The sequence below is a fragment of the Nocardia implantans genome (genome assembly GCF_035544775.1).
Taxonomy (GTDB): domain Bacteria; phylum Actinomycetota; class Actinomycetes; order Mycobacteriales; family Mycobacteriaceae; genus Nocardia; species Nocardia implantans.
This window is the reverse complement of sequence record NZ_JAYKYQ010000001.1, coordinates 624,251-646,587: the sequence shown is the minus strand read 5'-3', so window position 1 is coordinate 646,587 and position 22,337 is coordinate 624,251. Positions and strand designations below refer to the sequence as shown.

Sequence of the window (22,337 nt, the reverse complement as noted above, 5' to 3'; positions counted from 1 at the left end):
CGCGCCGGCATCGCTAGCCCATGGGATCGTCCGAGGTCGGCGCGACTTCGTAGCCGAACGGCGGCGTGAACCGTCCCCAGCGAATGCACTCCCACCCGCCGTCGGGCATCGGCACCAGCTCGATCGTCTCGGTGTTGTCCAAGTGGTTGTTCGTCGTGAACGGCGGCCGCACGTCCGCGAGGGTGCGGCCGACGAGCCGCATGGCCGCACCGTGACTGACCACCATCACGTCACCGTGCGTGTCGTCGTCCGGGGTCAGATAGGTGTTCCGGAGTTCCTCGACCGCGGGCAGGAACCGATCCAGCACGTCCTGAGCGGATTCGCCGCCGGGCACCCGCAGCGTGAGATCGCCCTCGTGCCAGGCACGGTAGATCCGCTGGAAGGTTTGGTGCGCCTCCTCGCTGTGTTCTCCCTCCAGGTCCCCGGCCTGTACCTCGTGCAGTCCGTCGAGCACCATGGCGGCGACACCGGTGGCCGCCTCGATGTAGCTCGCGGTCTGGCGCGCGCGCAGCGCCGCCGAGGAGAACAGCACCTTCGGCGGACGGAGCAGGCCCTCACCGAACGCTTTCGCTTGCGCCGCACCGCGTTCGGTCAGCGGCAAGCCCGGAATCCGGGTGTCCAGCAGCTTGGCGACATTGCCCTCGGTCTCCCCGTGCCGGACCAGAATCAACCTCCCGGTCATAGGTCGGCCATCCCCTTTCTCAGCTGGATCAACCACTCCGCGTCCGCTTCGTCCGGCGGTGGTGGCGTGCCGGTCGCGGAAGTCGCAGGCCAAGACCCGAGGAAGCGGATCCGCGCGTTGCGGTGCAGTGCTTTGAGCGCCTCGGCGACCGCGGCGTCATCGATGTGCCCCACGCAGTCGAGATAGAAACGGTAGGTGCCCATGCCGGTTCGAGTGGGCCGCGATTCGATCCTGGTCAGATCGATTCCGCGAGTGGCGAACTCGGCGAAGGCGCGCATCAGTGAGCCCGGTACGTTCGGCAGTTCGAGCACGATCGATGTGCGGTCGGCTCCGGTGGCGGGCGGCGCGGCCGTCGGCCTGGTGCACAGCACGAACCGCGTGATCGCCTGCTCGTGATCGGCGACGCCGGAGGCCAGCGCGATCAGCCCCAGCCGCTCTCCGGCCAGCGCGGTCGACACGGCGGCGTCCGCATGGCCTGCCACCACGTCCTCGGCGGCGGCGGCGTTGGACGCCGAGGTGTAGGGCTGAGCCTGCGGCAGATGCCGCGCCACCCACAACCGCACCTGCGCGGCGGCCACGGGGTATGCGGCGAGGGTGCGCACGTCCGGAAGCGCCGTGCCCGGTTTGCCGAGGATCGTGAAACTCACCTCGAGTTCGGTCTCGGCGACGATCTGCAGACGCGGACCGATTGCCAGCGAGTCGAGCGTCGCCGAGATCGACCCTTCGACGGAGCTCTCGATCGGCACCACCGCGCCCTCCACGTCACCGGAGCGGATCAGGTCGAGCGCGGCGCCTTGGCTGGGCGCGGCGATCCGCTCCACGGGCCCGTCGAAGGTTCCCGAGGATTCCAGTTGAGCGAGGGCCATCTCGGTGAACGTTCCGGACGGCCCGAAGTACGCGATTCGCGGCACGGTTACGAGATTACTTGCGCGCTCGCCCGGCCCCCCACCGATTGGGAAGGCCCCGCCGCCCCGAGGCGACTGTTCCGCGACCGCCCGAGCGGCGTTCAACCCGCGTTGAGCACCCGCAACGCGGCGTTCACCCGGTCAGCGGCCTCGGTTTCGATGGCGAGCAGAACCGATCGGACCGCCTCGACGGCCTGCGGCTTCAGGGAGGTCAGAAAGGCGATGTCGGGCTCGCGCAGGGCCGTGCCGATGTCCTCGCCGCACAGGGCGGCGGCCGTGGCGGCGACGATGGCGACCGCGCGCTCTCCCGAGGAGGTGCGCGCGACGAAGCCGGTATCGGAGTGGGCGACGTGCGCGAGGAAACCGGCGATCTCGGCGTCGGGGGCGTCCAGCTCCAGCATCGGCGCAGCGGAACTTGCGCCGATGTTGCGGACCAGCCCGTCGGCCAAACCGCGCCGCGGCGGCGCCGACAACGTCACCAGCACCGGTTCGCTCGATCCCGTCCCTTCCGACACGCCCTCACCGTAACAACCCGATTCGACCGGGAATCGACACGGTTCGCTGCGATCAGCCGGATCGGAACGCTTGCGGGAAGCATGGCCCGTCACTTAGCTTAGGGTAACCTAATCATATTGCAGCGCCGCCCGCTTCACGGAGGTTTGTATGCCGCGTCCGTCCTCGACCGTCGCACCGTCCACCGCCGAGCGAGTGCGCAGCGCCTGCGCGCACGCGGAGCAAGCGGTGCTGGCCATGCCCGGCATCGATCCGACGCCCGCGTCCGTGCACCACGTCCGGCAGTGCGGCGACGCCGTGATCGCGGTGCCGACGACCTCGATCGCCGCGATCCTGGCCGGAAACTCCGGAGAGCACGGCGCGCCCGCGGTGCTCGAACTCACCGACCACGCCCCGCTGCCGCTGCGCGAGCCCGTCCGCGCCTTGGTCTGGCTGCGCGGTTGGGTGCGCGCGGTGCCCACACAGGCGCAGCGCGCGCTGGCCACCGAGGTGGCGAAGGAGCATCCGCATCCGGGACTGCTCGATATCGGCTTCGGCGCCAGCCTGCTGCGGTTGGTGATCAACTCCGCGGTGGTGGCCGACTCGACCGGCGCCGAATCGGTGACCAGCGAGGAGTTGCGCTCGGCGCAGCCGGATCCGTTCTGCGCCATGGAATCCGCGTGGCTGCAGCACATGCAGGCCGATCACGCCGACGTCGTCGCCCAGCTGGCCAGGCACCTGCCGCCACAGCTACAGCGCGGCATCGTGCACCCGCTGGCTATCGACCGCTACGGACTCACCCTGCGGGTGGAAGGACACGACGGCGACCACGACTTCCGCTTGCCGTTCAGCGCACCGGCCGACGACATCGAAGGGCTCAGCCGGGCCGTACGCACGCTGGCGGGCTGCCCGTTCCTCAACGGACTGCGCCGGATCTGACGCCGAGGCCGGACCGGGGCAGGTTGGCGAGCCGAGCGACATGCCCGCGCGGCGGGGGATTCGCACGCCGACACGGCGCGCGCCTGTTCGGACCAGCGCAATAGATTCGACTCATGCGTGCGGAGTCCAGTGCCGAGTGGGACGAGGCCGAACCGACCGATCGGGAGCGGCTGGCGATCAAACTAGAGATCGCCGTGGTGCTGCTGGTCACGTTCGGGCTCAGCGGGCTCAGCGCCGCGCTCTCGCTGGTGGAGAGCGCGCTCGGCCCGGGCGGAATCGGCGGGCGCACCGTCGCGCTGAACCCGTCGCGATCGACACAGTCCACCATCGATCTGCTGTTCCAGCTGCTCAGCGTGCTGCGGCTGCTCGGGTGGGCGGCGCTGGGACTGTATCTGCTGTGGCGCGGCGGCATCGGACCGCGGCTGATCGGGCTGGCGAACCGGCTGCGGTGGCGCGCCGACGTGCTACCCGGCTTGACGCTGGCCGCGATCATCGGATTGCCGGGGCTCGGGCTGTATCTCGCGGCACACGCGCTCGGCCTGAGCGTGACGATCGTCCCGGCCTCGCTCGGCGACTACTGGTGGCGGCTGCCCGCGCTCGTGCTCTCCGCCTGCGCGAACGCCGTGGCCGAGGAGGTCATCGTGGTCGCGTTCCTGCTCACCCGGCTGCGCAGGCTCGGGTGGTCGGCCAACTCGGCTCTGCTGGCCTCGGCCGCGCTGCGTGGCAGCTATCACCTGTATCAAGGACTCGGCGGCGGGCTCGGGAACTTTGTGATGGGCGTCATATTCGGCCGCTATTGGCAGCGCACGAACCGGCTGTGGCCGCTGGTCCTCGCCCATGCGACCATCGACGCGGTCGCCTACATCGGCTACACCGTTCTGCGCGGCCATGTTTCGTGGCTCCCGTGACACAACCGTGCCCTCGGGAGGGCTAACAACGCGGTCCCGCGCGCGAATTACGAAGCAGCGCCGCCTCCGCGTGCGCCGGTGTCCACATGCGGCACGTCACGTCGGCCCGATAAGTAGAGTTTCAGTGATGAACGGCGACGACCCCCAGCGCAACGCGCGTCCGCGCCGGATGCCGCCGCCCGGCAGTCCCGGCCCTGCGCGCCGTCGCATGCCACCTCCTGGGCCCGGTGCACCGGCGCCGATCGAGCCCACGCAGGTGATGCGCCGTGACGGAACCGCAGGCCCACACGCGCAGCCGCTGGCGTATTCGCAGGTCCCGCCCGAGCAGGCGCGCCGAATGCCGCCGCCTCCCCCGGCCCGCAGGCACGCCCCCACGCAGCGGCCGGTGCCGCATCACGAAGTTCCATCGCACGCGCCCACCCAGCGCCCGGTCCCCTATCACGAAGGTCCGCCCGCGCCGCCCCGGAAACCCCGGCCGTTCCGTACGAGTTCCCCGCCGGTCCCACCTCGGGGAGGGCGTGCCCCGCGGGCTCCTCGACCCCGCCGCAAGCGTCATCCCTTCCGCTGGTTCCTGGTGATCCTGCTGGTCCTGGTGCTCGCCGCCGTGGGCGCCGTCATCAAGTTGGACAACTCGCTCAACCGCATCCCCGCGCTGACGAACTACGCCAAGCGAGTCGGCGACACACCCGGCACGAACTGGCTGCTGGTCGGGTCCGACGGCCGCGGCGAGCTGACCGCGGAGCAGGAGCAGGAACTCGCCACCGGCGGTGAGGTCGGCCCGGAGCGCACCGACACGATCATGCTCGTGCACGTGCCGCGATCGGGGAAGACCACGCTGGTCAGCCTGCCGCGCGACTCGTATGTCAGCATTCCCGGCCAGGGCAGGGACAAGCTGAACGCGGCGTTCGCCATCGGCGGCCCCGCGCTGCTGGTCCAGACCGTGGAGATCGCCACCGGCCTGCGCATCGACCATTACGCGCAGATCGGTTTCGGCGGCTTCGCCAGCGTGGTCGATACGCTCGGCGGCATCGACGTGTGCGTGCCCAAGCCGATCGACGACCCGCTCGCCGGCATCGACCTGCCCGCGGGCTGCCAGCGGCTGAACGGACCGCAGGCGTTGGGCTTCGTCCGCAGCCGCGCGACGGCGCTGGCCGATCTGGACCGGATGAACAACCAGCGGATCTTCATGGCCGCGCTGCTGAAGAAGGCGACCAGCGGCGCCACGCTGGCCAACCCGTTCAAGCTCTGGCCGCTGGCCACCGACACCGCCAAGTCGCTGAAGGTCGACAACGGCGACCACATCTGGAACCTCGGCGGCCTGGGCTGGGCCCTGCGCGGCGATACCGTCGCCACGGCGGTGCCGATCGGCGGATTCGAGGACACCGACAGCGGCAACGTCCTGCTGTGGGACAAGGACAAAGCGGGCCGGTTCTTCGACGCGCTGGCCGATGACCGTCCGATCCCGGAGGACTTGCTGACGCGGTAGCGTCGACGCCATGCCGGACATCGACGACGCCGACGAGTCCTTCCCCGACTTGCTGCGCACGCAGATTCGTCGCGAATTCACCACCGCCCAGCAGTATCTCGCCGCCGCCGTGTATTTCGACACGCGCAGATTGCCGCAACTGGCCGGACACGCCTACGACTTGTCACGCGAGCACCACGGCAACGCGCTGCGCATGGTGCAGTACCTGCTGGACCGGGATCTCCCGGTGCAGATCGGCGGATTGGACGAGATCCACTCCACCTTCGAAAGCCCGCGCGCCGCGGTCGCCGCACTGCTGGAGATCGAGCAGGCCCGCCGCGCCGGGATCAGTGAACTGGCTCGTACGGCTCGCGCCTCCGGTGACTATCTCGGCGAACGATTCATCCAGTGGTTCCTCGCCGAACAGGTGAAGAACGTGGCGGGGATGAGCACCCTGCTGGCCGTGCTCGACCGCGCCGACGGGCAGTTGTTCGACGTCGAGGAGTTCGTCGCCAGGGAGATGCGGTCGCGACCGCGCGCGGATATCCCGGCGCCGAAAATGGCTGGCGCGGCGAAGAATTAATTAGGCAACACTAGCCTCTTTAAGGCTGCACTTGGATGACATGCGACTTGGCCGCCGCTAATGTCGATGCCATGTCAAGCCATCCGGAATCACCCCGCAGCAAATTTCACAGCCTGTTGCACGATCAGATCCGGCACGAATTCAATGCCGAGCATCAGTACATCGCGATTGCGGTGTGGTTCGACAATGCCGATCTCCCGCAGCTGGCCAAGCGGTTCTACAAGCAGGCCGTCGAAGAGCGCAATCACGCGATGATGATCGTGCAGTACTTCCTCGACCGGGATATCAGCATCGAGATTTCCGGCATCGACGCCGCGAAATCGCGGTTCGAGAATGCCAGGGAGCCGATCGCGCTCGCGCTCGCCCAGGAGAAGACGGTCACCGAGCAGATCATCCAGTTGGCGAGCACCGCCCGGGAAGAGGGCGACTACCTCGGCGAACAGTTCATGCAGTGGTTCCTGAAGGAACAGGTCGAGGAGGTGGCGAACATGACCACCTTGCTCACCATCGCCGATCGCGCCGGGTCGAACCTGTTCGATCTGGAGGAATTCGTCGCGCGGGAAATGAGCGGCCCGAGCGACGCCTCCGGCGCGCCTTCGGTGGCGGGCGGCTCCGTCTGACGGAGGTCGCCGAACGGGCCCGGCTCCCGTATCGGGAACCGGGCCTGTCGCGGTTCAGCTCGCGATTTGCGATGTCGGCGTAAACGACGGTCTCATCGCATTTCGCAATGGTTCGGCAAGTCTTACCCCACTTCCGAGCAGTACCGGCGGCAACCGGAAAACACTGCGGCTATATCGCTTTCCCGCAGTTCTCTGATATCCGAGGCTCAGCGCAAGGTGACCTGACGCGACCGCAGACCGTCACGCGAGCGCCGCTCGTCGGAGGTCAACGGGGCGTCGACGGCCAGCGCCTCGGACAGGCGAGCGCCGAATTCGGCCGCCGGCTTCACCCATTCGTCGGGGTGCCGCTCGCGGTCCAGGTCGAAGACCGGGACCAGCACGCCGTGGGTGCGGAACGACCCCGCGAATCGGGAACCCTCGCCGAGGTGCAGACCCCCGGCAGCGTGCACGCGGGCCAGCGCCAGCATAAGCGCGTCCTCGTCCTCCGGCCGCACCCAGCGGATGTGCGCCTTCTCGCCCGCGTCCACCCACCAGGCGGCGCCGATCGCGTCGGCGTCCAGCCCGAGCCGCGCGGACGGCATGATCGCCTGCTTGGCCTGCTCGATGGTGGCGGCGACCTGCGCGTCGGGCTCCACTCCCGCTGGCACCCACCAGTCGAAGTCCTGGTGCACGGTCAAATCCAGGCGCGCGCCGGGATCGATGACATCGGCCAGCCGCGGGCCGCCCGCAACGCTTTCCACGGAGGTCAGCGAATCACCGGGTTCGGCGGACTGCGTCCACAGGATCGCCGCGGCCAGATCGGCGGCCGGATCGGCGCCCTGGAATTGCACCTGCGCGCCGACGTAACCGCTGGGTTCGTCACCCGCGCGCACCAGCGCGGCCACCGCGCCGGGTAGCACTGTTCCGAGCACGACCGGTCGCTCCGCCGCCACCTCGGGCGCCAGGGTCAATGTCGCGGTGGCCGACGGAACGAATTCGCGCAGGGCGATCAGATCGCACTCCGCGGCCAGGCCCTCGAACGGACGCGAGGCGATCCGCGCCGCCTGCTCCTGCGCCGCCCGCCGCTCGGCGAGACGCTGCGCCCGGTTCCCGCCGGGCTTAGGACTGTTGCGCTTGCTTTTACCCACGAGGGCTCAACTTACAGTGCTTTTCGGCCGCGACTTCGTCGCGGCGTGTTCGCGGCCCCTTTGTGGCTCGCGTCCGAGCGACCGCCGCTGGCGACTGCGTCGCGGACGCGGCGGCCACTCGGACGCGAGCCGGGCCGCGAACGGCGGATGCTCGGTCTCGCTTCGCTCGAAAGCCGGGGTTGAGGTGGTGTGGTTCCGTCAGGAATGGGCGCGCGATTTACGTGCGCCGTGGTGGGCGTGGCGAAGAGGCCGCGGGCACCCCGCTCCGGCCTTCTCACTGCCTGCGCAGAAGCGACCGACGCCTAGTGGCCTCTTCGGATCAGCGGGACACAGACGAGCGTGTCTGTCTCGATCGATCCACTGCCGAAACGACTGGTACGACCTCAGGTGGATCTATGGGCGAGATGGCCCGAACCAGCGGGGCCCGGCGGGTCCGAATCAGGCGGCGGGCAGTAGCGACTTGGTGCGGCCGGGGTGATTGGTGGCGACCCAGCTGACGCCGAGGTCGGCGCACAGTTGGACGTCGTCCGGGTCGTCGACGGTCCAGCAGTAGGTGGCGCGCCCTGCGGCGGCGGCCTTGTCGACCAGGTCGGGGTGCTCGCGCAAGGTCTTCACCGAGGGGCCGACGGCCGTGGCCCCGACGGTGGTGGCCGCCGATCCGCCGAGGTAGCGCGACGATTCGCCGAGCAGGACGGTGGGCAGCAGCGGGGCGGCGCGACGGATGCGCCACACGGCGGTGGCCGCGAACGACATCACGACGGCGCGGGAATGATCGGCCGAGGCCGGGGTGGCGATGCCGAAGCGCTGGAGTTCGGCGAGCAGCTTGTTCTCCACCAGCGCGCCGTAGCGGACCGGGTGCTTGGTCTCGATGAACAGCTTGGTCGGCCTGCTGCGCCAGTCCAGCACCAGGCCGATCAGCTCGCTGAGGGTCAGCACCGAGGCGGGGGCGCCGTCGGCGCCGAAATCCAGCGCGCGCAGTTCGTCCAACGTCATCTCGCTGACCAGGCCGCTGCCCGACGAGGTCCGGTCGACGGTGCGGTCGTGCACGCACACCAGATGTCCGTCCCTGGTCAGCCGGACATCGCACTCGACGCCGTCGGCGCCCTCCTGCAGCGCGAGCTCGTAGGCGGCGAGCGTGTGCTCGGGGCGCGCCGCCGATGCGCCTCGATGCGCGACCACGAACGGCGCGCGACTGCCCTGGCTCACTTGGCCATAACCTCCTCCTGCTCACGGTCCTGAGCACCGTTGTTCTCGTGCGCGTCGGCGTCGGCCGGTCCCCGTCCGCCGGGATGCACCGGCTCGATCACCGGTACGGCGGGGTCCACCGCGATCAGCCAGCGGCGCGCGGTGCGGCCGCGACCGAGCAGGTCGCGCCCCTCGATCGTGCGCAACACCCAGAGGGTCAGCACCGCGACCGCGGCGGCGACCGCGTCGGTGAACGCGGTGAACAGCACCCCGTCCGCCTCGGCCTGCAACGAATCCGCGGTCCGCCACAGTAGCGCGGCCGCCGCGACGAGTCCGCCGAAGACCCACGCGGCCCACCAGATCCGGACCGTCCGCCCCATCCGAGGATCGCCCTGCAACGAGGCCACCTCGCTCAGGAAGACCCCCGGCCACAGCAGGTTGACCACCGGAACCAGGCAACCGAACGCGAGCGCTCGCGGCGAGCGCGGGTCGCGCCTGCCCGTGGCGGCGTAGGCCGAGCGCCTGATCTCGATCAGCCGTCCGACGGTGGCTACGGCGGCCAGCAGCGCGAGCAGGATCGCGAGCACCCCGGCGCCGATCACGAACGCGTCGGAGGCGACGAGGACGGCGGGGTGGATCAAACGCGTCCGGTTGCGCAACAGCACCGCGTAGCGCGCCAGCTCGGCGACGGCCGCGAGTCCGAAGACGGCCGCCGTGGCGACCAGCAGCCTGGTCACCGCGTCGGTCAGCTTGCCGAACGGGCGGCGCGGCGCGGCGCCCGTGTGCGGTGGCGGGTCGATCAAACCCCAGCGTGGGATCTGCGTGTATCGGGGCGTTTCGCTCGGTGCGGCCGACCGGACGGATGACTGCGCTCGCCGGGCGCGGTGGTCCGGTTTGCGCGCCACCCAGCGGTAGTTGCGACGATCGGCGGGCGCGTCGATCGGGCCCGGCGAGAGGAGGACGCCGCGGCAGCGCGGGCACCAGTGCATCGGCGCCCCTTGCACGGCCCAGCGCGCACCGCAGCGCGCACAAGGTTGCACCACCGTACTCACCCGCGCACCTCGTTCTTTCGTCAGTAGATCTTCGCCTCGTGGTCGCCCTCCGCGACCAGCGGGCGGCCGGCGTGCTGCCACGCCACCATGCCCCCGCGGACCTGGATGGCCTCGTAGCCGATGTGCGTGAGATATTCGACCACCTGCAGGGACCGGCCACCCTGCCTGCAGATGACGTAGAGATCCGCGTCGTACTCCAGCTCATCGATCCGGGCCGGAACATCGACCATCGGGATGTGGATCGCACCCGGAGCGTGCCCGAGCCGCCACTCGTCGTCCTCCCGGACGTCGAGCAGAATCGGTCGCGGCGTGCCGGCCGACGCGGGCGCGCTGCTGTCGAATTCGGCAGGCACGTCCTCCACCGTGACCGACGGAACGTGGGGGCTCGTCACAGATTCGATCCTGCCATGCGTGGCGGGCCGCCGTGCAGTTCCATCCCGGGGGAGCGGCCTCGACAGCGAGTCACGACTTCGGGTATGTTCTCCCCTCCGGAACTCGACCGCCTACCCGCCCCATGCTGGTTGTGCATAACTCGGGCGAAGTTATCCACATAATCCACAGCTCGATCCACAAGGCGCAGGTGTCGACGGCGTTTCGCCCGTTCAGCCCGGCTCTACAGCAACTTATGAGCTACCAGTACGGGGTGATTTCGGACTTCCGGTCGGCGCTCGGCGGGTTTTTCCGGACGGACGTGCTGATTCAGCCCCTAACGGTCGAGCGATGCGAATGACCGATCCGGGACTCCCCTCCATACCAATCCCGGAGCGGTCATTCGTCGCCGACATCGGAACCCGCGGCCGAAGGGGTGCCGATATCTACTTGGACGGGACGCGGGCGCATTCGGTTCCATCGAATTCAGAACGCCGCCGAAATCCCGCGATCCAGCGGAGACGGTCGGTAGCCTGGGCGTATGAACGTGAGCAGGGGGCTACGCCACGGAATGGACACCGCAGGACTCAACATCGCGTTGTCCGAGGCCACGTGCCTCGGCCTCGCGGTCGACGAGGCCGCGGGCGAACTGCGACTCGACCTCGAAGTGCTGACTCTCCCCGAAGACGGGACCGCGGCGGAGGACTACCGGGTGCAGGTGACGCTCTCCGGCGTCAGCCGGGTCGCCGCGTCACTGCGGACGCACCATTGGGACGACTTGGAGCCCCAGGTCCTGCCGCTGCGGCTGGAGGGCCTGGACGAGGCGATCCAAAGTTTCGGCGGCGGTCGGCTGCACGGCTGGGAGTTCATCGATCTCGACGACAGCAGCTGGGCGTTGTGGAGGGAGCTGCTCAGCTTCGACACCAGTATCGCCGACCGGGAATCCGCGCACGTTCTGGAGTTCTCCCAGGAAGAGGGCATCGACCCGCGCGAACTCGACGTCCGGGTGTGGTTCGACGACATCGCCGTGTACGACGCTCGGGGCGAGCAGATCCCGCTGGCCGACTTCGTCGCAGGGGGCGCGCGATGGTGGCGGGCGCACGATGCGGGCGACCCGCGGGCCAGTCGTCCCGGTATCGCTCCGCCGCTCTGATCGACACGTCGGGAGCGAACCGCATTTGTGCGACGGCACGTGCGGTGCTCAGGCATCCGCCGGGCAGCTCACTCCGGTGGCATGCAGGGGCAGTTTCCGCCGGGGTTCTCGGCCAGGTACTGCCGGTGACAGCCCTCGGCATGGTAGAAGCCGCCAGTCCGGCAGCGGCGCGATCTCCGTGGTGATCTCCCCGCATCCCGCCGCGGCGAGCCGCTTGCCGTAGGCCGCGGCCGTCGAGCGGACGAGATCGGCCTGCTCGGCGCCGGCTCCCAGGAGCCTTTCTCCGGCCCCACAAACAACCCATCGCGACGACCTCGAGCTGTAAGCCCAATCCGGAAACGGCGGGCGGATCGGGTGAGCGTTCAGGTAGTGGGTATCCGGCACGTCGAACGGTTCCGCCCGGCCGGGCCGGGCATGCTCGGGGACGACCATGACGGGTGCGGGGTGGCCGAGACGCCCCACTAGTTCGTCGTACCCCGACATGGTTCGATGCTACGCGTGCGTTTCCTGTGGGGCCGATGTGCGTGATGTGACGGTGCGCGACCCGCCGGATGTGAGCGGCATCACCGGAATGTGCGGACGTGGGCCCGAGTTGGAATCGACCGGGTGTACGAATGATGGTTGGCTGTGTCCGGAACAACGGGCACAACCAGCCCGACATAGGAAGGGACATCGTGGCTGAGTACACGCTGCCAGATCTGGATTACGACTACAGCGCCCTGGAGCCCCACATCTCCGGGCAGATCAACGAGCTTCATCATTCCAAGCACCACGCCGCTTACGTCGCCGGCGCGAACACCGCACTGGAGAAGCTGGAAGCCGCTCGCGAGTCGGGCGATCACAGCGCCATCTTCCTGCACGAGAAGAACCTCGCGTTCCACCTCGGTGGGCACGTCAACCACTCCATCTGGTGGAAGAACCTCTCCCCCAACGGCGGCGACAAGCCGGTCGGCGAGCTGGCCGCGGCGATCGACGACCAGTTCGGCTCGTTCGACAAGTTCCGCGCGCAGTTCACCGCCGCCGCGAACGGTCTGCAGGGCTCCGGCTGGGCGGTGCTCGGCTTCGACACCCTCGGCCAGAAGCTGCTGACCTTCCAGCTCTACGACCAGCAGGCCAACGTCCCGCTCGGCATCATCCCGCTGCTGCAGGTCGACATGTGGGAGCACGCCTTCTACCTGCAGTACAAGAACGTGAAGGCCGACTACGTCACCGCGTTCTGGAACGTCGTCAACTGGGCCGACGTGCAGGAGCGCTTCGCCAAGGCGACTTCGCAGGCCAAGGGCCTCATCTTCGGCTGAGCCTGCTCGGCACACCGCGACCGGGTCCGCGAATCCGTCCGCCACGCGCGGCGGGCTCGCGGGCCCGTTCTGTTTCCAGGCGTCGCGGGCATGTTGCCGAACACGACATCCGACCGCCGCGATCCGGCCCCGATGAGGTCGCGCCCGATCCGCCGGGTGCGCGGCCCGATTGCCCGCCGCACCGCACCGCCCCTCCGATTGGCACTCTTTGGTACTTGTGTGCCAGGTGACTCCTGGTTCATATTCGGGAATCCAGATCGAATAAAACGGGCAAGGTCGCCCCCGGTTCCACAACGGGAGGCAGGAATGCGCACGAACGAACCGATCGGCATCACGCCGTTCCATTCGCGCGGATCACTGCGTGGCTTTTTGATCTCCGGCCGGTGGCCGGAGACCACCAAGGAGTGGGCCCAGGTGCTGGTTCTCGCGGTGCGCGTGGCCACGCTACCCGGGCTGCTGACGACCTCGACGGTGTTCGGCGTCCGGGAGGATCTGCCCGACGACCCCGCCCCCGGCACGGTCGGCTTGGTGCTGGCCGAAGGCCCTGTGCTGGGCGAGGAGGCCGTGGAACCCGGCCGGTTCGCCGAACATGTGCCGCCCGCGCTGCTGATGCTGCATCCTCCGTCCGAAACCCGCCCCTCGCTGCCCGAGTGCGCGGGCGCGGCCTCCGGGTGCGTCTTGCTGCCCGGCGTGCCCCATCTGGGGCTCGAGCACCGCGCCGCGTGGGTGGAGGCGGAGTCGGACGGGACCGTGACCTCCCTGGTCAGCCGGGTCGGGCTGGACCCGATCAGCGACCCCGACACCGCGGTTCTGGCTATGCTGCTGGCCGCGTGAGGGTAACCGAAACTCGCCACGTGGATCGCCAAACTTATTGTGCGCATTGCTCTTTCGATTACAGCGGGTTGGCACGAGCGGACCGGGGCGGGTAGAGTCGCGGTCAGCGAAGGGGAGTAGCCCCCAATCGCACAGTCGACATACTGACCCGCCGAGCCCGCTCGGGCCGGGTCCGGCTGTGTGAACCGGCATCAGGCCGGTGGGCGAGACCTTCGGCCTGGACAACCATTTCGTTGTCGGCCGGAGCGTCCCCGTATCTCCGGTCGGCAGGCCGGAGACCTGGGAGCAGCAACACATGATCGCCACCGCATTGCTGACCATCGGTGTCGTCTTCCTCGCCGAACTCGGTGACAAGTCGCAACTGATGGCGCTGACGTTCGCGCTGCGCTATCGCTGGTGGGTAGTGGTCGGCGGCATCGCGGCCGCCTCCGCGGCGGTGCATCTGATCTCCGTCGGCATCGGCTACTTCCTCGGTGCGGCGCTGCCGACCACCGCGATCGCGTTGATCGCCGCCGTCACCTTCCTGGCCGTGGGCCTGTGGACCCTGCGCGAGCACTTCGGCACCGCCGATGATGAGCCGGAGCCGAAGGCGCCGAGGGCAGGCGGTGCGCCGTTCTTCGTGGTGCTGTCCGCGTTCCTGCTCGCCGAGCTGGGCGATCGCACCATGTTCGCGACCGCGGCCCTGGCCACGGACTACGACTGGGCCGGCGTCTGGCTCGGCTCGACCATCGGCATGGTCGCCGCCGACGCGCTCGCCATCGCGGTGGGCATCCTGGTCGGCAAGCACCTGCCCGAGCACGCGATCGGCATCGGCTCCGGCCTGCTGTTCCTCTACTTCGGCACGGCGACCCTGCTCGGCGCGACCGCACCCGGCCTCGGCGGCATGGCCGTCGCCGGGCTCGCGGCGCTCGCTCCCGCGCTGGCGGGCGCCGCGCTGCTGCTCACGCGGATGGCTCGGCGCTCGACGCCAGCGCGGCTCCATACAGTCCGCCACCCCGGCGCAACAGATCCAGCAGTGGTTCCCGCAGCGCCAGCAGACCGCCCGAGTCCCCGGCCGCGATCCGAGCGGTGACCATCGAACCGACCGCCGCGGCCAGAGCCTGACAGGCGAAACGCTGCGGTTCGGTCCGCGCGTCGAGCACGGCGGCGATCAACTCGACGAACCGCTCTTGCAGCTGGGCCCGGCGCGCGATGGCCGCGGAACCCACGGCGAAGACCTCGACCAAGAACAGCCGCGCGCTGGCCGGGTCGTCCACCAGATACTGGAGATAGGCGCGCAGAATCCGGTCCATGCGCGCGATCGCGCCGGCATCGGCCGCCGCGTCTTGCGCCTCGGTGGCCTCGGCGATCCGGTCGAGCAACAACTGCACCGCCCGCTGATAGGCCGCCTCGAAGCAGTCTTCTTTGGAGCGGAACTGCTCGTAGAACGTCTCCCGCGACACGCAAGCCCGCTTGAGGATCGCCGCGACCGACGTTCCGATGTAGCCGTTCTCGGCCATGGCCTCCGCCGTCGCGACGAGGATTCGTTCGCGCTGCGAGGCGATCACCTGCTCCCGCGGCAGGCCGTGCCTACCTCGGGGCAGGCGTGCGCTGATGGCCGATTCGGTCATTCGGTGACTCCGCTTGTTCGGTCGAGCTGACTGGGCGGTTCCATTCTGCGCGGTCGGTTCGGCCTGCTTGCCGGAAAGTCCCGCGCCGGGATCGAGTCGCGGGAGCCGTGCAGGGGCACGCGCCGCGTACCGGTTAGGGTGCAATTGACGAAGGGCCAACTGGCTGTCACAAACGAGAGGACCATCGTGGAGATTTCGGGTTCCGCCGCCATTGTCACCGGAGGCGCATCGGGCCTCGGCGCCGCCACCGCCAAGCGTCTCGCCGAGCTCGGCGCCACCGTCTTCGGGCTCGATGTACCGCAGTCGATCGAGCGCGCAGGCGACAACGTGCCCGCCGGGGTCACCCTCATTCCCGCCGATGTCACCAGCAACGACGAGGTCAGCGCGGCCGTCGCGCAGGTGGTCGGGTCCGGCGCTCCGCTGCGCATCGTGGTCAACTGCGCCGGTGTCGGCTGGGCGGGCCGCATCCTGTCCAAGAACGGCCCGCACGACCTGGAGCTGTTCCGCACGGTGATCACGGTGAACCTGCTCGGCACCTTCAACGTCATGCGGCTGGCCGCCGACGCGATCGCCAAGACCGACGCCGTGGACGAATACGGCCAGCGCGGCGTAATCGTCAACACCGCCTCGGTCGCCGCGTTCGAGGGCCAGATCGGCCAGATCGCCTACTCGGCGTCCAAGGGCGGCGTGCACGGCATGACCGTTCCGGCCGCGCGTGACCTGGCGCAGTTCGGCATCCGGGTCAACACCATCGCCCCCGGCATCATCGACACCCCGATGCTGGCCGGCGTCACCGAGGAGTACCGCAAGGGCCTGGAGGCGGGCGTGCCCTTCCCGTCCCGCCTTGGTCGGCCCGACGAGTACGCGCAGCTGACGCAGTACATCATCGAGCACGACTACCTGAACGGCGAGACCATCCGCATGGACGGCGCGCTGCGCATGGCGCCGCGGTAATCCCGATCCGCAGTCCCGGCAGCGCGCGACCCTTCTCCCGAAGGGTCGCGCGCTGTTGTCATTCCCGCGGCTTGTGGCCGATGCCGAGGTAGGCCGTGGTGGACAACGGGCAGTGCGGCCGGTACTTCTCGGCCAGAAACGCTTTCATGACGGCGGCGCGCCGAGCCCAGACCTCCGCGCTCACGTTGTGGCGCATGAGTTCCAGAGGGGCGCTGCTGCGCACCATGGTCTCCCACATCTCCTCCGGGCCGCCGAAGGTGAGGGCGATCGAATGCCGCTGGATGGACACGGCTTCGAAGCCGGCCCCGCGCATCTCCGATTCGAAGACCTCCGGGTTCTCCAGGCTCAGGAAGTTCGGTTGCGGCTCCTGGATATCCGGGTCGGCCGCGGTCAAGGCGCCGAACATCATCCGCATCAGCGGCGAATCCGCGATCGGCGCCCAGCTCGACACCACCGCCGTGCCGCCAGGCCGCAGCACCCGGAACAGTTCGGCGAACCCGCGGGCACGGTCAGGGAAGAACATCAGTCCGAACATGGAGAACCCGGCGTCGAACCGATCGGATTCGTACGGCAGATCCTGCCCGTCACCCACGCGCGCCCGGATATTCGTCAACCCGGCGGCAGCGGCGTTCTTCGCCAGGCGCGCGATCATCGACTCCGCGAAATCGATGGCATCGACCTGCGCCACCTGACTCGCCGCCAGCAGGCTGAGCGTGCCCGGCCCCGCCGCCACGTCCACGATCCGGGAGTCCGGCGCGAGCGAGACGAACTCGAGCGCCCGCGCCGAGAACGGTTGCATGATCGCGGGAGCGAACTCGTCGTAGCCGTCGGCGACCAGATCCCACGGCTCGGCGACGGCAAGCGGGTTTGCGGACATGTTTGTGACGATCCTTCTAGGCATCCACATCTAACCGCGCCACCCGGGGGCGAACTCCCCAGTCCTGCGAATATGCCATCCCGCCGGTCACCGTAACCGCGAAATGGCCGAAACACCGCCGACCGCACCGGACGCGACCGGAGGACATCGTCGTTGCCCTCCGGTCGCGCGCGGACTCACAGGGTGCGGGTGAGCCGATCGGTGAGGATGTGCGCGAAGTGCGCCGGATCCTTCAACTCACCGCCCTCGGCGAGCACCGCCGTGCCGTACAGCAGCTCGGCGGTCTCCGACAGCTCGGTCGCCGTACCGGCGTCGGCCTCGTCCTTCTTGGCCGCGTACGCGTCGCGCAGACCGGTGACCAGCGGGTGGGTCGGGTTGAGCTCCAGAATCCGCTTGCTCTCCGGCAGCGCCTGACCCGAAGCGCGGTACATCCGCTCCAGCATGGGCGTGAAGTCGAACACGTCGCCGACCAGGCAGGCCGGAGAGGTGGTGAGCCGGTTGGTCAGGCGCACCTCCTTGACGTTCTGCTCCAGCGTCTTGCCCAGCCATTTCAGGACATCGGCGAAATCCTTGTCCTGCTGCTCGCGCAGCGCCTCGGAGGCTTTCTTCTCCTCCTCGGTCTCCAGATCGACCTCGCCCTTGGCGATGGACTGGAACGCCTTGCCGTCGAATTCCGGCACGGAACCGACCCACATCTCGTCCACCGGGTCGGTGAGGATCAGCACCTCGCGGCCCTTGGCCTTGAACGCCTCCAGATGCGGGGAGCTCTCGACCTGCTGACGGGTCTCGCCGGTCATGTAGTAGATGGTGTCCTGCCCCTCCGGCATCCGCTCCACGTACTGCGCCAGCGTGGTGAGCTCGGTCTCGGAGTTCGTCGAGGCGAACGAGGAAACCTGCAGGATGGTGTCGCGGTTGTCGAAGTCGGAGAGCAGGCCCTCCTTCAGGACGCGGCCGAATTCCTTCCAGAACGTCTGGTAGCTGGTCTGGTCCTCGGCGCCCTGCAGATCCTTGACCGTGGACAGCACCTTCTTCACCAGACGCTTGCGGATCATCTGGATCTGCCGGTCCTGCTGCAGGATCTCCCGGGAGACGTTGAGCGACAGATCCTGCGCGTCCACCACGCCCTTGACGAAGCGCAGGTACTCCGGCATGAGCTCTTCGCAGTTGTCCATGATGAACACGCGCTTCACGTACAGCTGGACGCCGCGCTTGTGCTCGCGGGTGAACAGGTCGAACGGCGCGTGCGAGGGGATGAACAGCAGCGCCTGGTATTCGAACGTGCCCTCGGCCTTCAGCGGGATGATCTCCAGCGGATCGTCCCAGCCGTGGCTGACGTGCTTGTAGAACTCCTTGTACTCCTCGTCGGAGACCTCGCTCTTGGGGCGCGTCCACAGCGCCTTCATGGAGTTGAGCGTCTGGTCCTCGAGGATCGTCTTCTCCTTGGCGTCCTCGCCTTCGCCCTCGGTGACGGTGCGCTCCACCTGCATGCGGATCGGCCAGGAGATGAAGTCGGAGTACTTCTTGACGATCTCGCGCAGCTTCCACTCCAGCGTGTAGTCGAAGAGGTGATCCTCTTCGTCCACCGGCTTGAGGTGCAGCGCGACCGACGTGCCCTGCGGGGCCTCGTCGAGCTCCTCGATGGTGTAGGTGGAGCTGCCCGCGGTGGACTCCCACCGGGTGCCGGTGGTCTCGCCCGCGCGGCGGGTGGTCAGCGTGACCTTGTCGGCCACCATGAAGGTGGAGTAGAAACCGATGCCGAACTGGCCGATCAGCTCCTCGGCGGCGGCCTCGGACTTGGCCTCGTTCAGCTTCCTGCGCAGCTCGGCGGTACCGGACTTGGCCAGGGTGCCGATCAGGTCGACCACCTCGGCGCGCGACATGCCGATGCCGTTGTCCCGGACGGTCAGGATCCGGTTGTCCTTGTCGACCTCCAGCTCGATGTGCAAGTCGGAGGTGTCGACGTGCAGATCCTTGTCCCGGAAGGACTCCAGCCGCAGCTTGTCCAGCGCGTCGGAGGAATTCGAGATCAGCTCCCGCAGGAAGGTGTCCTTGTTGGAGTAGACGGAATGGATCATCAGCTCGAGCAGCTGATGGGTCTCTGCCTGGAACTCGAGTTGTTCGACGTGCTCTGTCACGTCGCGATGGTACCGCCGCGCGCGGACTACGGGCTCGAAGGTGGCGCCGCCGCGTAACCCGGGACCGTCCCGTGCGACCGCGCGCCGGGGAGCTGCTGGAAATCGGCGAGACCGGCGACCTCCGCGTCGGCGCGGGTGGTCATCCACTCGCGCAGCACTTGCGTGGCGCGGACGTCGTCCTCGTTGTACTCCAGCAACCGGGTGCGCTGGCCGGCGTCGGGCGCGGCGCCGTCGTAACCGACCGCGAGCCGGTACCAGCTCATCGACGCCTCGCCGCTGGCCTCAGGATCACGCCAGGAGAACCCGGCGACCGGCGCGATCTTCTTCAAACCCTTGCCGTTCGGGCAGATGAATTGGTCGGACACGGCTTGGAACATGTCCACCCACTGCGGGCCGTCGACGAACGCGCGCACTTGCTCCACGGTCGGCACGCCGGGGCGGCCCGCGAACCGGCGCGCCGACTCGTACAGCCACTTGTCTTCCGCCGTGCGCGAATAGCAGTACGCGGCGAACGTCTTGCCCGCCGCGGCGGCCTCGGCGCGCACCGTCATCAGCCAGGTCCAGAACTCGCCGAAGGAGCGGCCCTCGTCCTCGGTGGGCAGCGGGTCCCAGGTGACGAACGGGCGATACACGCCGTTCAGCAGCGTCCCCCACAGATACGCGCCGTGCTCCTGGAAGCTCTCCAGATCGACGTCGACTTCCACGTCCGCCCGCCGGACCCACACCTTCTCGACCCGCCGCACCAGCGGCGCGCCCGCGATCCACGCCCGCGCGGTGACCACGGCCTCGTCGAACGGGCCGTGCTGCCAGTCCTCCGGCTCATCACCCGCCCACGCGGCGAGCTCGTCGATGGTCTCGACGCCGTTCCTGCGCAGCACCTCGGCGCGGGAGCCTGGCGCGACCAGGCTGACGTCGCGATGCTCGATCAGCCAGCTCTCGCAGCTCGGGCCGTCGATCCCGCGCGTCCACCACGGGCACTGCCTGCACTCGGGCACCTTCGACGGGACGGTGGGCAGCTCGCCGCGCACCACCGCGATGCGGTCGGCGTAGCGGCGGTCGTAGTCGTCGAGCAGGGGCGCCAGATCGTGCACCAGGATGCGATCGAAATCGAAGCCGATGACCCCGCCGACCAGCGCGGGACTGGCCAGGCCGTGCCGTTGCAGCATCCGGTGCAGATGGGCGAGCCGCTGCTGGTCGCGGGGCTGCTGGCGTAGCTTGCGGCGCGGATCCGGTTGCGGGTCCCAGTGATACGGGTCCGAGGTGGTGGGGTGGAAATCGGCCGGTTCGGGTTGCCGCGGGTCGGTCACCTTGTGGTTCACCACGATGATCGGGATGTAGCCGCCGCGGTCGGCGTCGCGCAGCAGAATCTCCGACCCGCCGCGCCTGCCGGTGTCCGGCTCCTGCGGGAGCAGCCCGCCCCAGATGTGCCGTGCGCCGGCTCGGCACGCGCGCATCGTCGCCTCGGCGCGCTCGGCGGCGCGCAGCCGGGCATCGATCACCACCCAGGCATCGGGGTCGGCGCCGACCAGCGCGTCGCGCACCCGGGCGCGGTGCGCGGCCGCGGCGTCCCTGCGCTGGCGTACGCCCGCGTCCTCGACGATTCCCGCCAGCGCGTCCGGGTGGGCGGCGTCCAGATGCAGGCGATGTCGGCAGCCGATCAGCGATCTGGCATCGATGAAGGCGGTCGGCACGTCGGTGGCCCGATCCACGGCCGTTCCGTTGCGCTTGCGACCATCCCGGTCACCGATGTCCGAATCCACGCTAAGCAGTATGGTCCCCTCCCCCGACAGTGTTTAATTCCAGCGCCTGCGGCGCTGGGTGTTCGCGGCCCCTTTGTGGCTCGCGTCCGAGCGACCGCCGCTGGCGACTGCGTCGCGGACGCGGCGGCCGCTCGGACGCGAGCCGGGCCGCGAACGGCGGATGCTCGGTCTCGCTTCGCTCGAAAGACTGGGTTGCGGTGCGCTGAGCGCGTAGGGCGGCAACCTTGATATTCGCCGCTCGGCCATTGCCCATCGCCCATTGCCCATCGCGTCGGGCCGCGCGTGATGAAGTCACCTACTTGGAACTGGGGTGGTTCTCGGTCTTCTTCGCTCGCAAGACGTAGCCGAGCTGGGGTGGGGGTGTATCGCGGCAAGGCCGCAGCACCGTAGGCCACGCGCCAGTTGCGTCGATCCCACCCCCCACAGAGCCATTTCGCTTCCAGCCAACTCGCTGCCCCGGCTGCGTGGTTCCGGCTACGTGGTTCCGGCATCGCTGCTGTTTGTGGACGATATGCGGCCGGTGCGGCGTGACCGATGGGCGCCGGTCGGCACGCCGTCGTGGGGAGACGGGGGTCCGGCGGAGCGATCGCTCGGCGGCGCTGGGAACCGCCAGCGCGCTGGCCGCACTACCCTCGCAGCTGACGGCCGGGAACCGATAGGGTGTCGGCAAAGCGTGTGACATGGGCGGACGGGCTTCCCCGGCGTCGTACTGCCATGGTGAACCAGCATGACGGAGGGCCTTCGATGGGGTTGTTCACGAAGCGCAAGCGGCGGCCGAGCCGCAGGGCCGAGGCGAAAGCCCTCAAGCACAAGGCCGCGATGGAGGCCAAGCTCGTCGCGAAGAACGACCGCAAGGCGCGCCGCGCCGAGGCCCGCACCCAGCGCAAGGTCGCCAAGGCGCAGATCGCGGCGTTCCAGGCGGAGGAGAAGGCCGCGCTGAAGGTGGCGGCCAAGGCCGAGCGCGATCCGTTCAGCGCCGGTCAGGTGAAGAAATATCTCGGCGTGGCCCGGGTGCTCATCCCGGTGCTCGCTCCGCTCGCCTACCGGGGCGCGACCTTCCTGCGCGGGCAGCTCGACACCCGCCGCGCCCAGCAGCTCGGCGTCGGCATCGACCAGCTCGGCGACTTCACCGGGCACGGCGCCAAACTGCAAGCCCGGATCACGAATGCCGAAGCGGCGCTGGCGAAGATCGGCTCGCAGAACGGCAAGGACAAGGGCGAGGCCCAGAAGTTCGTCGCCGCCACCAAGGACCGCCTCGGCAGCCTGACGGCCGCCGTGCACACCTCCGAACAGATGCCGGCCAATCGCCGCCGTTCGGTGCACGCGTCGATCTCCCACGAGCTGTCCGGGATCGAGTCGGACATCCTCGCCCGGCTCGGCGTGCGCTGA

At 69.0% G+C, this 22,337-nt stretch carries 21 protein-coding genes and 1 pseudogene; 11 read left to right on the top strand and 11 right to left on the bottom strand.

Features of this window, described 5'->3' with window-relative positions:
• Nucleotides 1-13: 13 nt before the first annotated feature.
• From U3653_RS02875 to U3653_RS02865, 3 genes are all read right to left on the bottom strand, one after another.
• Nucleotides 14-682 (bottom strand): histidine phosphatase family protein, encoded by a 669-nt coding sequence (locus U3653_RS02875; RefSeq protein ID WP_067800246.1) that lies wholly within the window; start codon nt 680-682, stop codon nt 14-16.
• Entirely contained in the window at nt 679-1,593 is a 915-nt protein-coding gene (pheA, locus tag U3653_RS02870; protein WP_195079649.1) for a prephenate dehydratase, read from the bottom strand. The genes U3653_RS02875 and pheA overlap by 4 nt, the downstream gene beginning before the upstream one ends.
• 95 nt (nt 1,594-1,688) lie before the next feature.
• Complete coding sequence (locus tag U3653_RS02865) at nt 1,689-2,102, bottom strand: hypothetical protein (protein ID WP_195079648.1); 414 nt, start codon at nt 2,100-2,102, stop codon at nt 1,689-1,691.
• 148 nt (nt 2,103-2,250) lie between these two features.
• Between U3653_RS02865 and U3653_RS02860 the strand changes: the two genes are divergently transcribed.
• From U3653_RS02860 to U3653_RS02840, 5 genes are all read left to right on the top strand, one after another.
• Nucleotides 2,251-3,018, top strand: coding sequence for a DUF2470 domain-containing protein (locus U3653_RS02860; protein ID WP_195079647.1), 768 nt, complete (start codon nt 2,251-2,253; stop codon nt 3,016-3,018).
• A 113-nt stretch (nt 3,019-3,131) separates the two neighbouring features.
• Nucleotides 3,132-3,926 (top strand): CPBP family intramembrane glutamic endopeptidase, encoded by a 795-nt coding sequence (locus U3653_RS02855; protein ID WP_195079646.1) that lies wholly within the window; start codon nt 3,132-3,134, stop codon nt 3,924-3,926.
• Between the two features lie 127 nt (nt 3,927-4,053).
• Nucleotides 4,054-5,412, top strand: coding sequence for an LCP family protein (locus U3653_RS02850; RefSeq protein ID WP_195079645.1), 1,359 nt, complete (start codon nt 4,054-4,056; stop codon nt 5,410-5,412).
• A 10-nt stretch (nt 5,413-5,422) separates the two neighbouring features.
• The gene (locus tag U3653_RS02845) at nt 5,423-5,974 is read left to right on the top strand and encodes a ferritin (RefSeq protein ID WP_195079644.1); all 552 of its coding nucleotides are present in this window, start codon (nt 5,423-5,425) and stop codon (nt 5,972-5,974) included.
• 71 nt (nt 5,975-6,045) lie between these two features.
• Nucleotides 6,046-6,594 carry a ferritin gene (locus U3653_RS02840; protein ID WP_043717673.1) on the top strand — a complete coding sequence of 183 codons (549 nt, stop codon included), beginning with the start codon at nt 6,046-6,048 and terminating at the stop codon, nt 6,592-6,594.
• Nucleotides 6,595-6,800: 206 nt separating this feature from the next.
• On the opposite strand, the gene U3653_RS02835 is transcribed toward U3653_RS02840, so the two are convergent.
• The 4 genes from U3653_RS02835 to U3653_RS02820 all read right to left on the bottom strand — a co-directional run bounded on the left by U3653_RS02835 (nt 6,801) and on the right by U3653_RS02820 (nt 10,350).
• On the bottom strand, nt 6,801-7,721 hold the full coding sequence (locus U3653_RS02835; RefSeq protein ID WP_195079643.1) for a DUF5926 family protein: 921 nt from the start codon (nt 7,719-7,721) through the stop codon (nt 6,801-6,803).
• A 438-nt stretch (nt 7,722-8,159) separates the two neighbouring features.
• Nucleotides 8,160-8,927, bottom strand: coding sequence for a glycerophosphodiester phosphodiesterase (locus U3653_RS02830; RefSeq protein WP_067800268.1), 768 nt, complete (start codon nt 8,925-8,927; stop codon nt 8,160-8,162).
• On the bottom strand, nt 8,924-9,958 hold the full coding sequence (locus tag U3653_RS02825; RefSeq protein ID WP_323124355.1) for a DUF4328 domain-containing protein: 1,035 nt from the start codon (nt 9,956-9,958) through the stop codon (nt 8,924-8,926). Before U3653_RS02825 ends, U3653_RS02830 begins: the two co-directional genes overlap by 4 nt.
• A 20-nt stretch (nt 9,959-9,978) precedes the next feature.
• Complete coding sequence (locus U3653_RS02820) at nt 9,979-10,350, bottom strand: rhodanese-like domain-containing protein (RefSeq protein ID WP_195079642.1); 372 nt, start codon at nt 10,348-10,350, stop codon at nt 9,979-9,981.
• A 518-nt stretch (nt 10,351-10,868) separates the two neighbouring features.
• On the opposite strand from U3653_RS02820, the gene U3653_RS02815 reads away from it, so the two are divergent.
• From U3653_RS02815 to U3653_RS02800, 4 genes are all read left to right on the top strand, one after another.
• Nucleotides 10,869-11,480: a hypothetical protein gene (locus U3653_RS02815; RefSeq protein WP_195079641.1), complete on the top strand. Its 612-nt coding sequence runs from the start codon at nt 10,869-10,871 to the stop codon at nt 11,478-11,480.
• A 674-nt stretch (nt 11,481-12,154) separates the two neighbouring features.
• Nucleotides 12,155-12,778: a superoxide dismutase gene (locus tag U3653_RS02810; protein ID WP_039794275.1), complete on the top strand. Its 624-nt coding sequence runs from the start codon at nt 12,155-12,157 to the stop codon at nt 12,776-12,778.
• A gap of 306 nt (nt 12,779-13,084) precedes the next feature.
• Nucleotides 13,085-13,612 (top strand): peptidase, encoded by a 528-nt coding sequence (locus U3653_RS02805; protein ID WP_195079640.1) that lies wholly within the window; start codon nt 13,085-13,087, stop codon nt 13,610-13,612.
• 295 nt (nt 13,613-13,907) lie between these two features.
• Nucleotides 13,908-14,684: a TMEM165/GDT1 family protein gene (locus U3653_RS02800; protein ID WP_195079882.1), complete on the top strand. Its 777-nt coding sequence runs from the start codon at nt 13,908-13,910 to the stop codon at nt 14,682-14,684.
• Nucleotides 14,685-15,006: 322 nt separating this feature from the next.
• Here U3653_RS02800 and U3653_RS02795 read toward each other — a convergent pair.
• Nucleotides 15,007-15,222 (bottom strand): annotated as a pseudogene (locus U3653_RS02795) (TetR/AcrR family transcriptional regulator); the annotation flags it as partial.
• Nucleotides 15,223-15,408: 186 nt separating this feature from the next.
• Here U3653_RS02795 and U3653_RS02790 point away from each other — a divergent pair.
• Nucleotides 15,409-16,176, top strand: a complete 768-nt coding sequence (locus tag U3653_RS02790; protein ID WP_195079639.1) for an SDR family NAD(P)-dependent oxidoreductase — start codon at nt 15,409-15,411, stop codon at nt 16,174-16,176.
• Between the two features lie 58 nt (nt 16,177-16,234).
• Here the strand turns inward: U3653_RS02790 and U3653_RS02785 are convergent, their stop codons facing one another.
• The 3 genes from U3653_RS02785 to U3653_RS02775 all read right to left on the bottom strand — a co-directional run bounded on the left by U3653_RS02785 (nt 16,235) and on the right by U3653_RS02775 (nt 20,879).
• Nucleotides 16,235-17,053, bottom strand: a complete 819-nt coding sequence (locus U3653_RS02785; RefSeq protein WP_195079638.1) for a class I SAM-dependent methyltransferase — start codon at nt 17,051-17,053, stop codon at nt 16,235-16,237.
• 176 nt (nt 17,054-17,229) lie between these two features.
• Complete coding sequence (gene htpG, locus U3653_RS02780; protein WP_195079637.1) at nt 17,230-19,188, bottom strand: molecular chaperone HtpG; 1,959 nt, start codon at nt 19,186-19,188, stop codon at nt 17,230-17,232.
• 26 nt (nt 19,189-19,214) lie between these two features.
• Complete coding sequence (locus U3653_RS02775; protein WP_435406540.1) at nt 19,215-20,879, bottom strand: TM0106 family RecB-like putative nuclease; 1,665 nt, start codon at nt 20,877-20,879, stop codon at nt 19,215-19,217.
• A gap of 813 nt (nt 20,880-21,692) precedes the next feature.
• Between U3653_RS02775 and U3653_RS02770 the strand changes: the two genes are divergently transcribed.
• Nucleotides 21,693-22,337, top strand: a complete 645-nt coding sequence (locus U3653_RS02770; protein ID WP_195079636.1) for a DUF6474 family protein — start codon at nt 21,693-21,695, stop codon at nt 22,335-22,337.

What these genes read in the sequence shown, in the direction of transcription:
- U3653_RS02875 (WP_067800246.1), bottom strand. Translation starts at nt 682, where the DNA reads ATGACCGGGAGGTTGATTCTGGTCCGGCACGGGGAGACCGAGGGCAAT.
- U3653_RS02860 (WP_195079647.1), top strand. Translation starts at nt 2,251, where the DNA reads ATGCCGCGTCCGTCCTCGACCGTCGCACCGTCCACCGCCGAGCGAGTG.
- U3653_RS02855 (WP_195079646.1), top strand. Translation starts at nt 3,132, where the DNA reads ATGCGTGCGGAGTCCAGTGCCGAGTGGGACGAGGCCGAACCGACCGAT.
- U3653_RS02850 (WP_195079645.1), top strand. Translation starts at nt 4,054, where the DNA reads ATGAACGGCGACGACCCCCAGCGCAACGCGCGTCCGCGCCGGATGCCG.
- U3653_RS02845 (WP_195079644.1), top strand. Translation starts at nt 5,423, where the DNA reads ATGCCGGACATCGACGACGCCGACGAGTCCTTCCCCGACTTGCTGCGC.
- U3653_RS02840 (WP_043717673.1), top strand. Translation starts at nt 6,046, where the DNA reads ATGTCAAGCCATCCGGAATCACCCCGCAGCAAATTTCACAGCCTGTTG.
- U3653_RS02815 (WP_195079641.1), top strand. Translation starts at nt 10,869, where the DNA reads ATGAACGTGAGCAGGGGGCTACGCCACGGAATGGACACCGCAGGACTC.
- U3653_RS02805 (WP_195079640.1), top strand. Translation starts at nt 13,085, where the DNA reads ATGCGCACGAACGAACCGATCGGCATCACGCCGTTCCATTCGCGCGGA.
- U3653_RS02800 (WP_195079882.1), top strand. Translation starts at nt 13,908, where the DNA reads ATGATCGCCACCGCATTGCTGACCATCGGTGTCGTCTTCCTCGCCGAA.
- U3653_RS02785 (WP_195079638.1), bottom strand. Translation starts at nt 17,053, where the DNA reads ATGTCCGCAAACCCGCTTGCCGTCGCCGAGCCGTGGGATCTGGTCGCC.
- U3653_RS02770 (WP_195079636.1), top strand. Translation starts at nt 21,693, where the DNA reads ATGGGGTTGTTCACGAAGCGCAAGCGGCGGCCGAGCCGCAGGGCCGAG.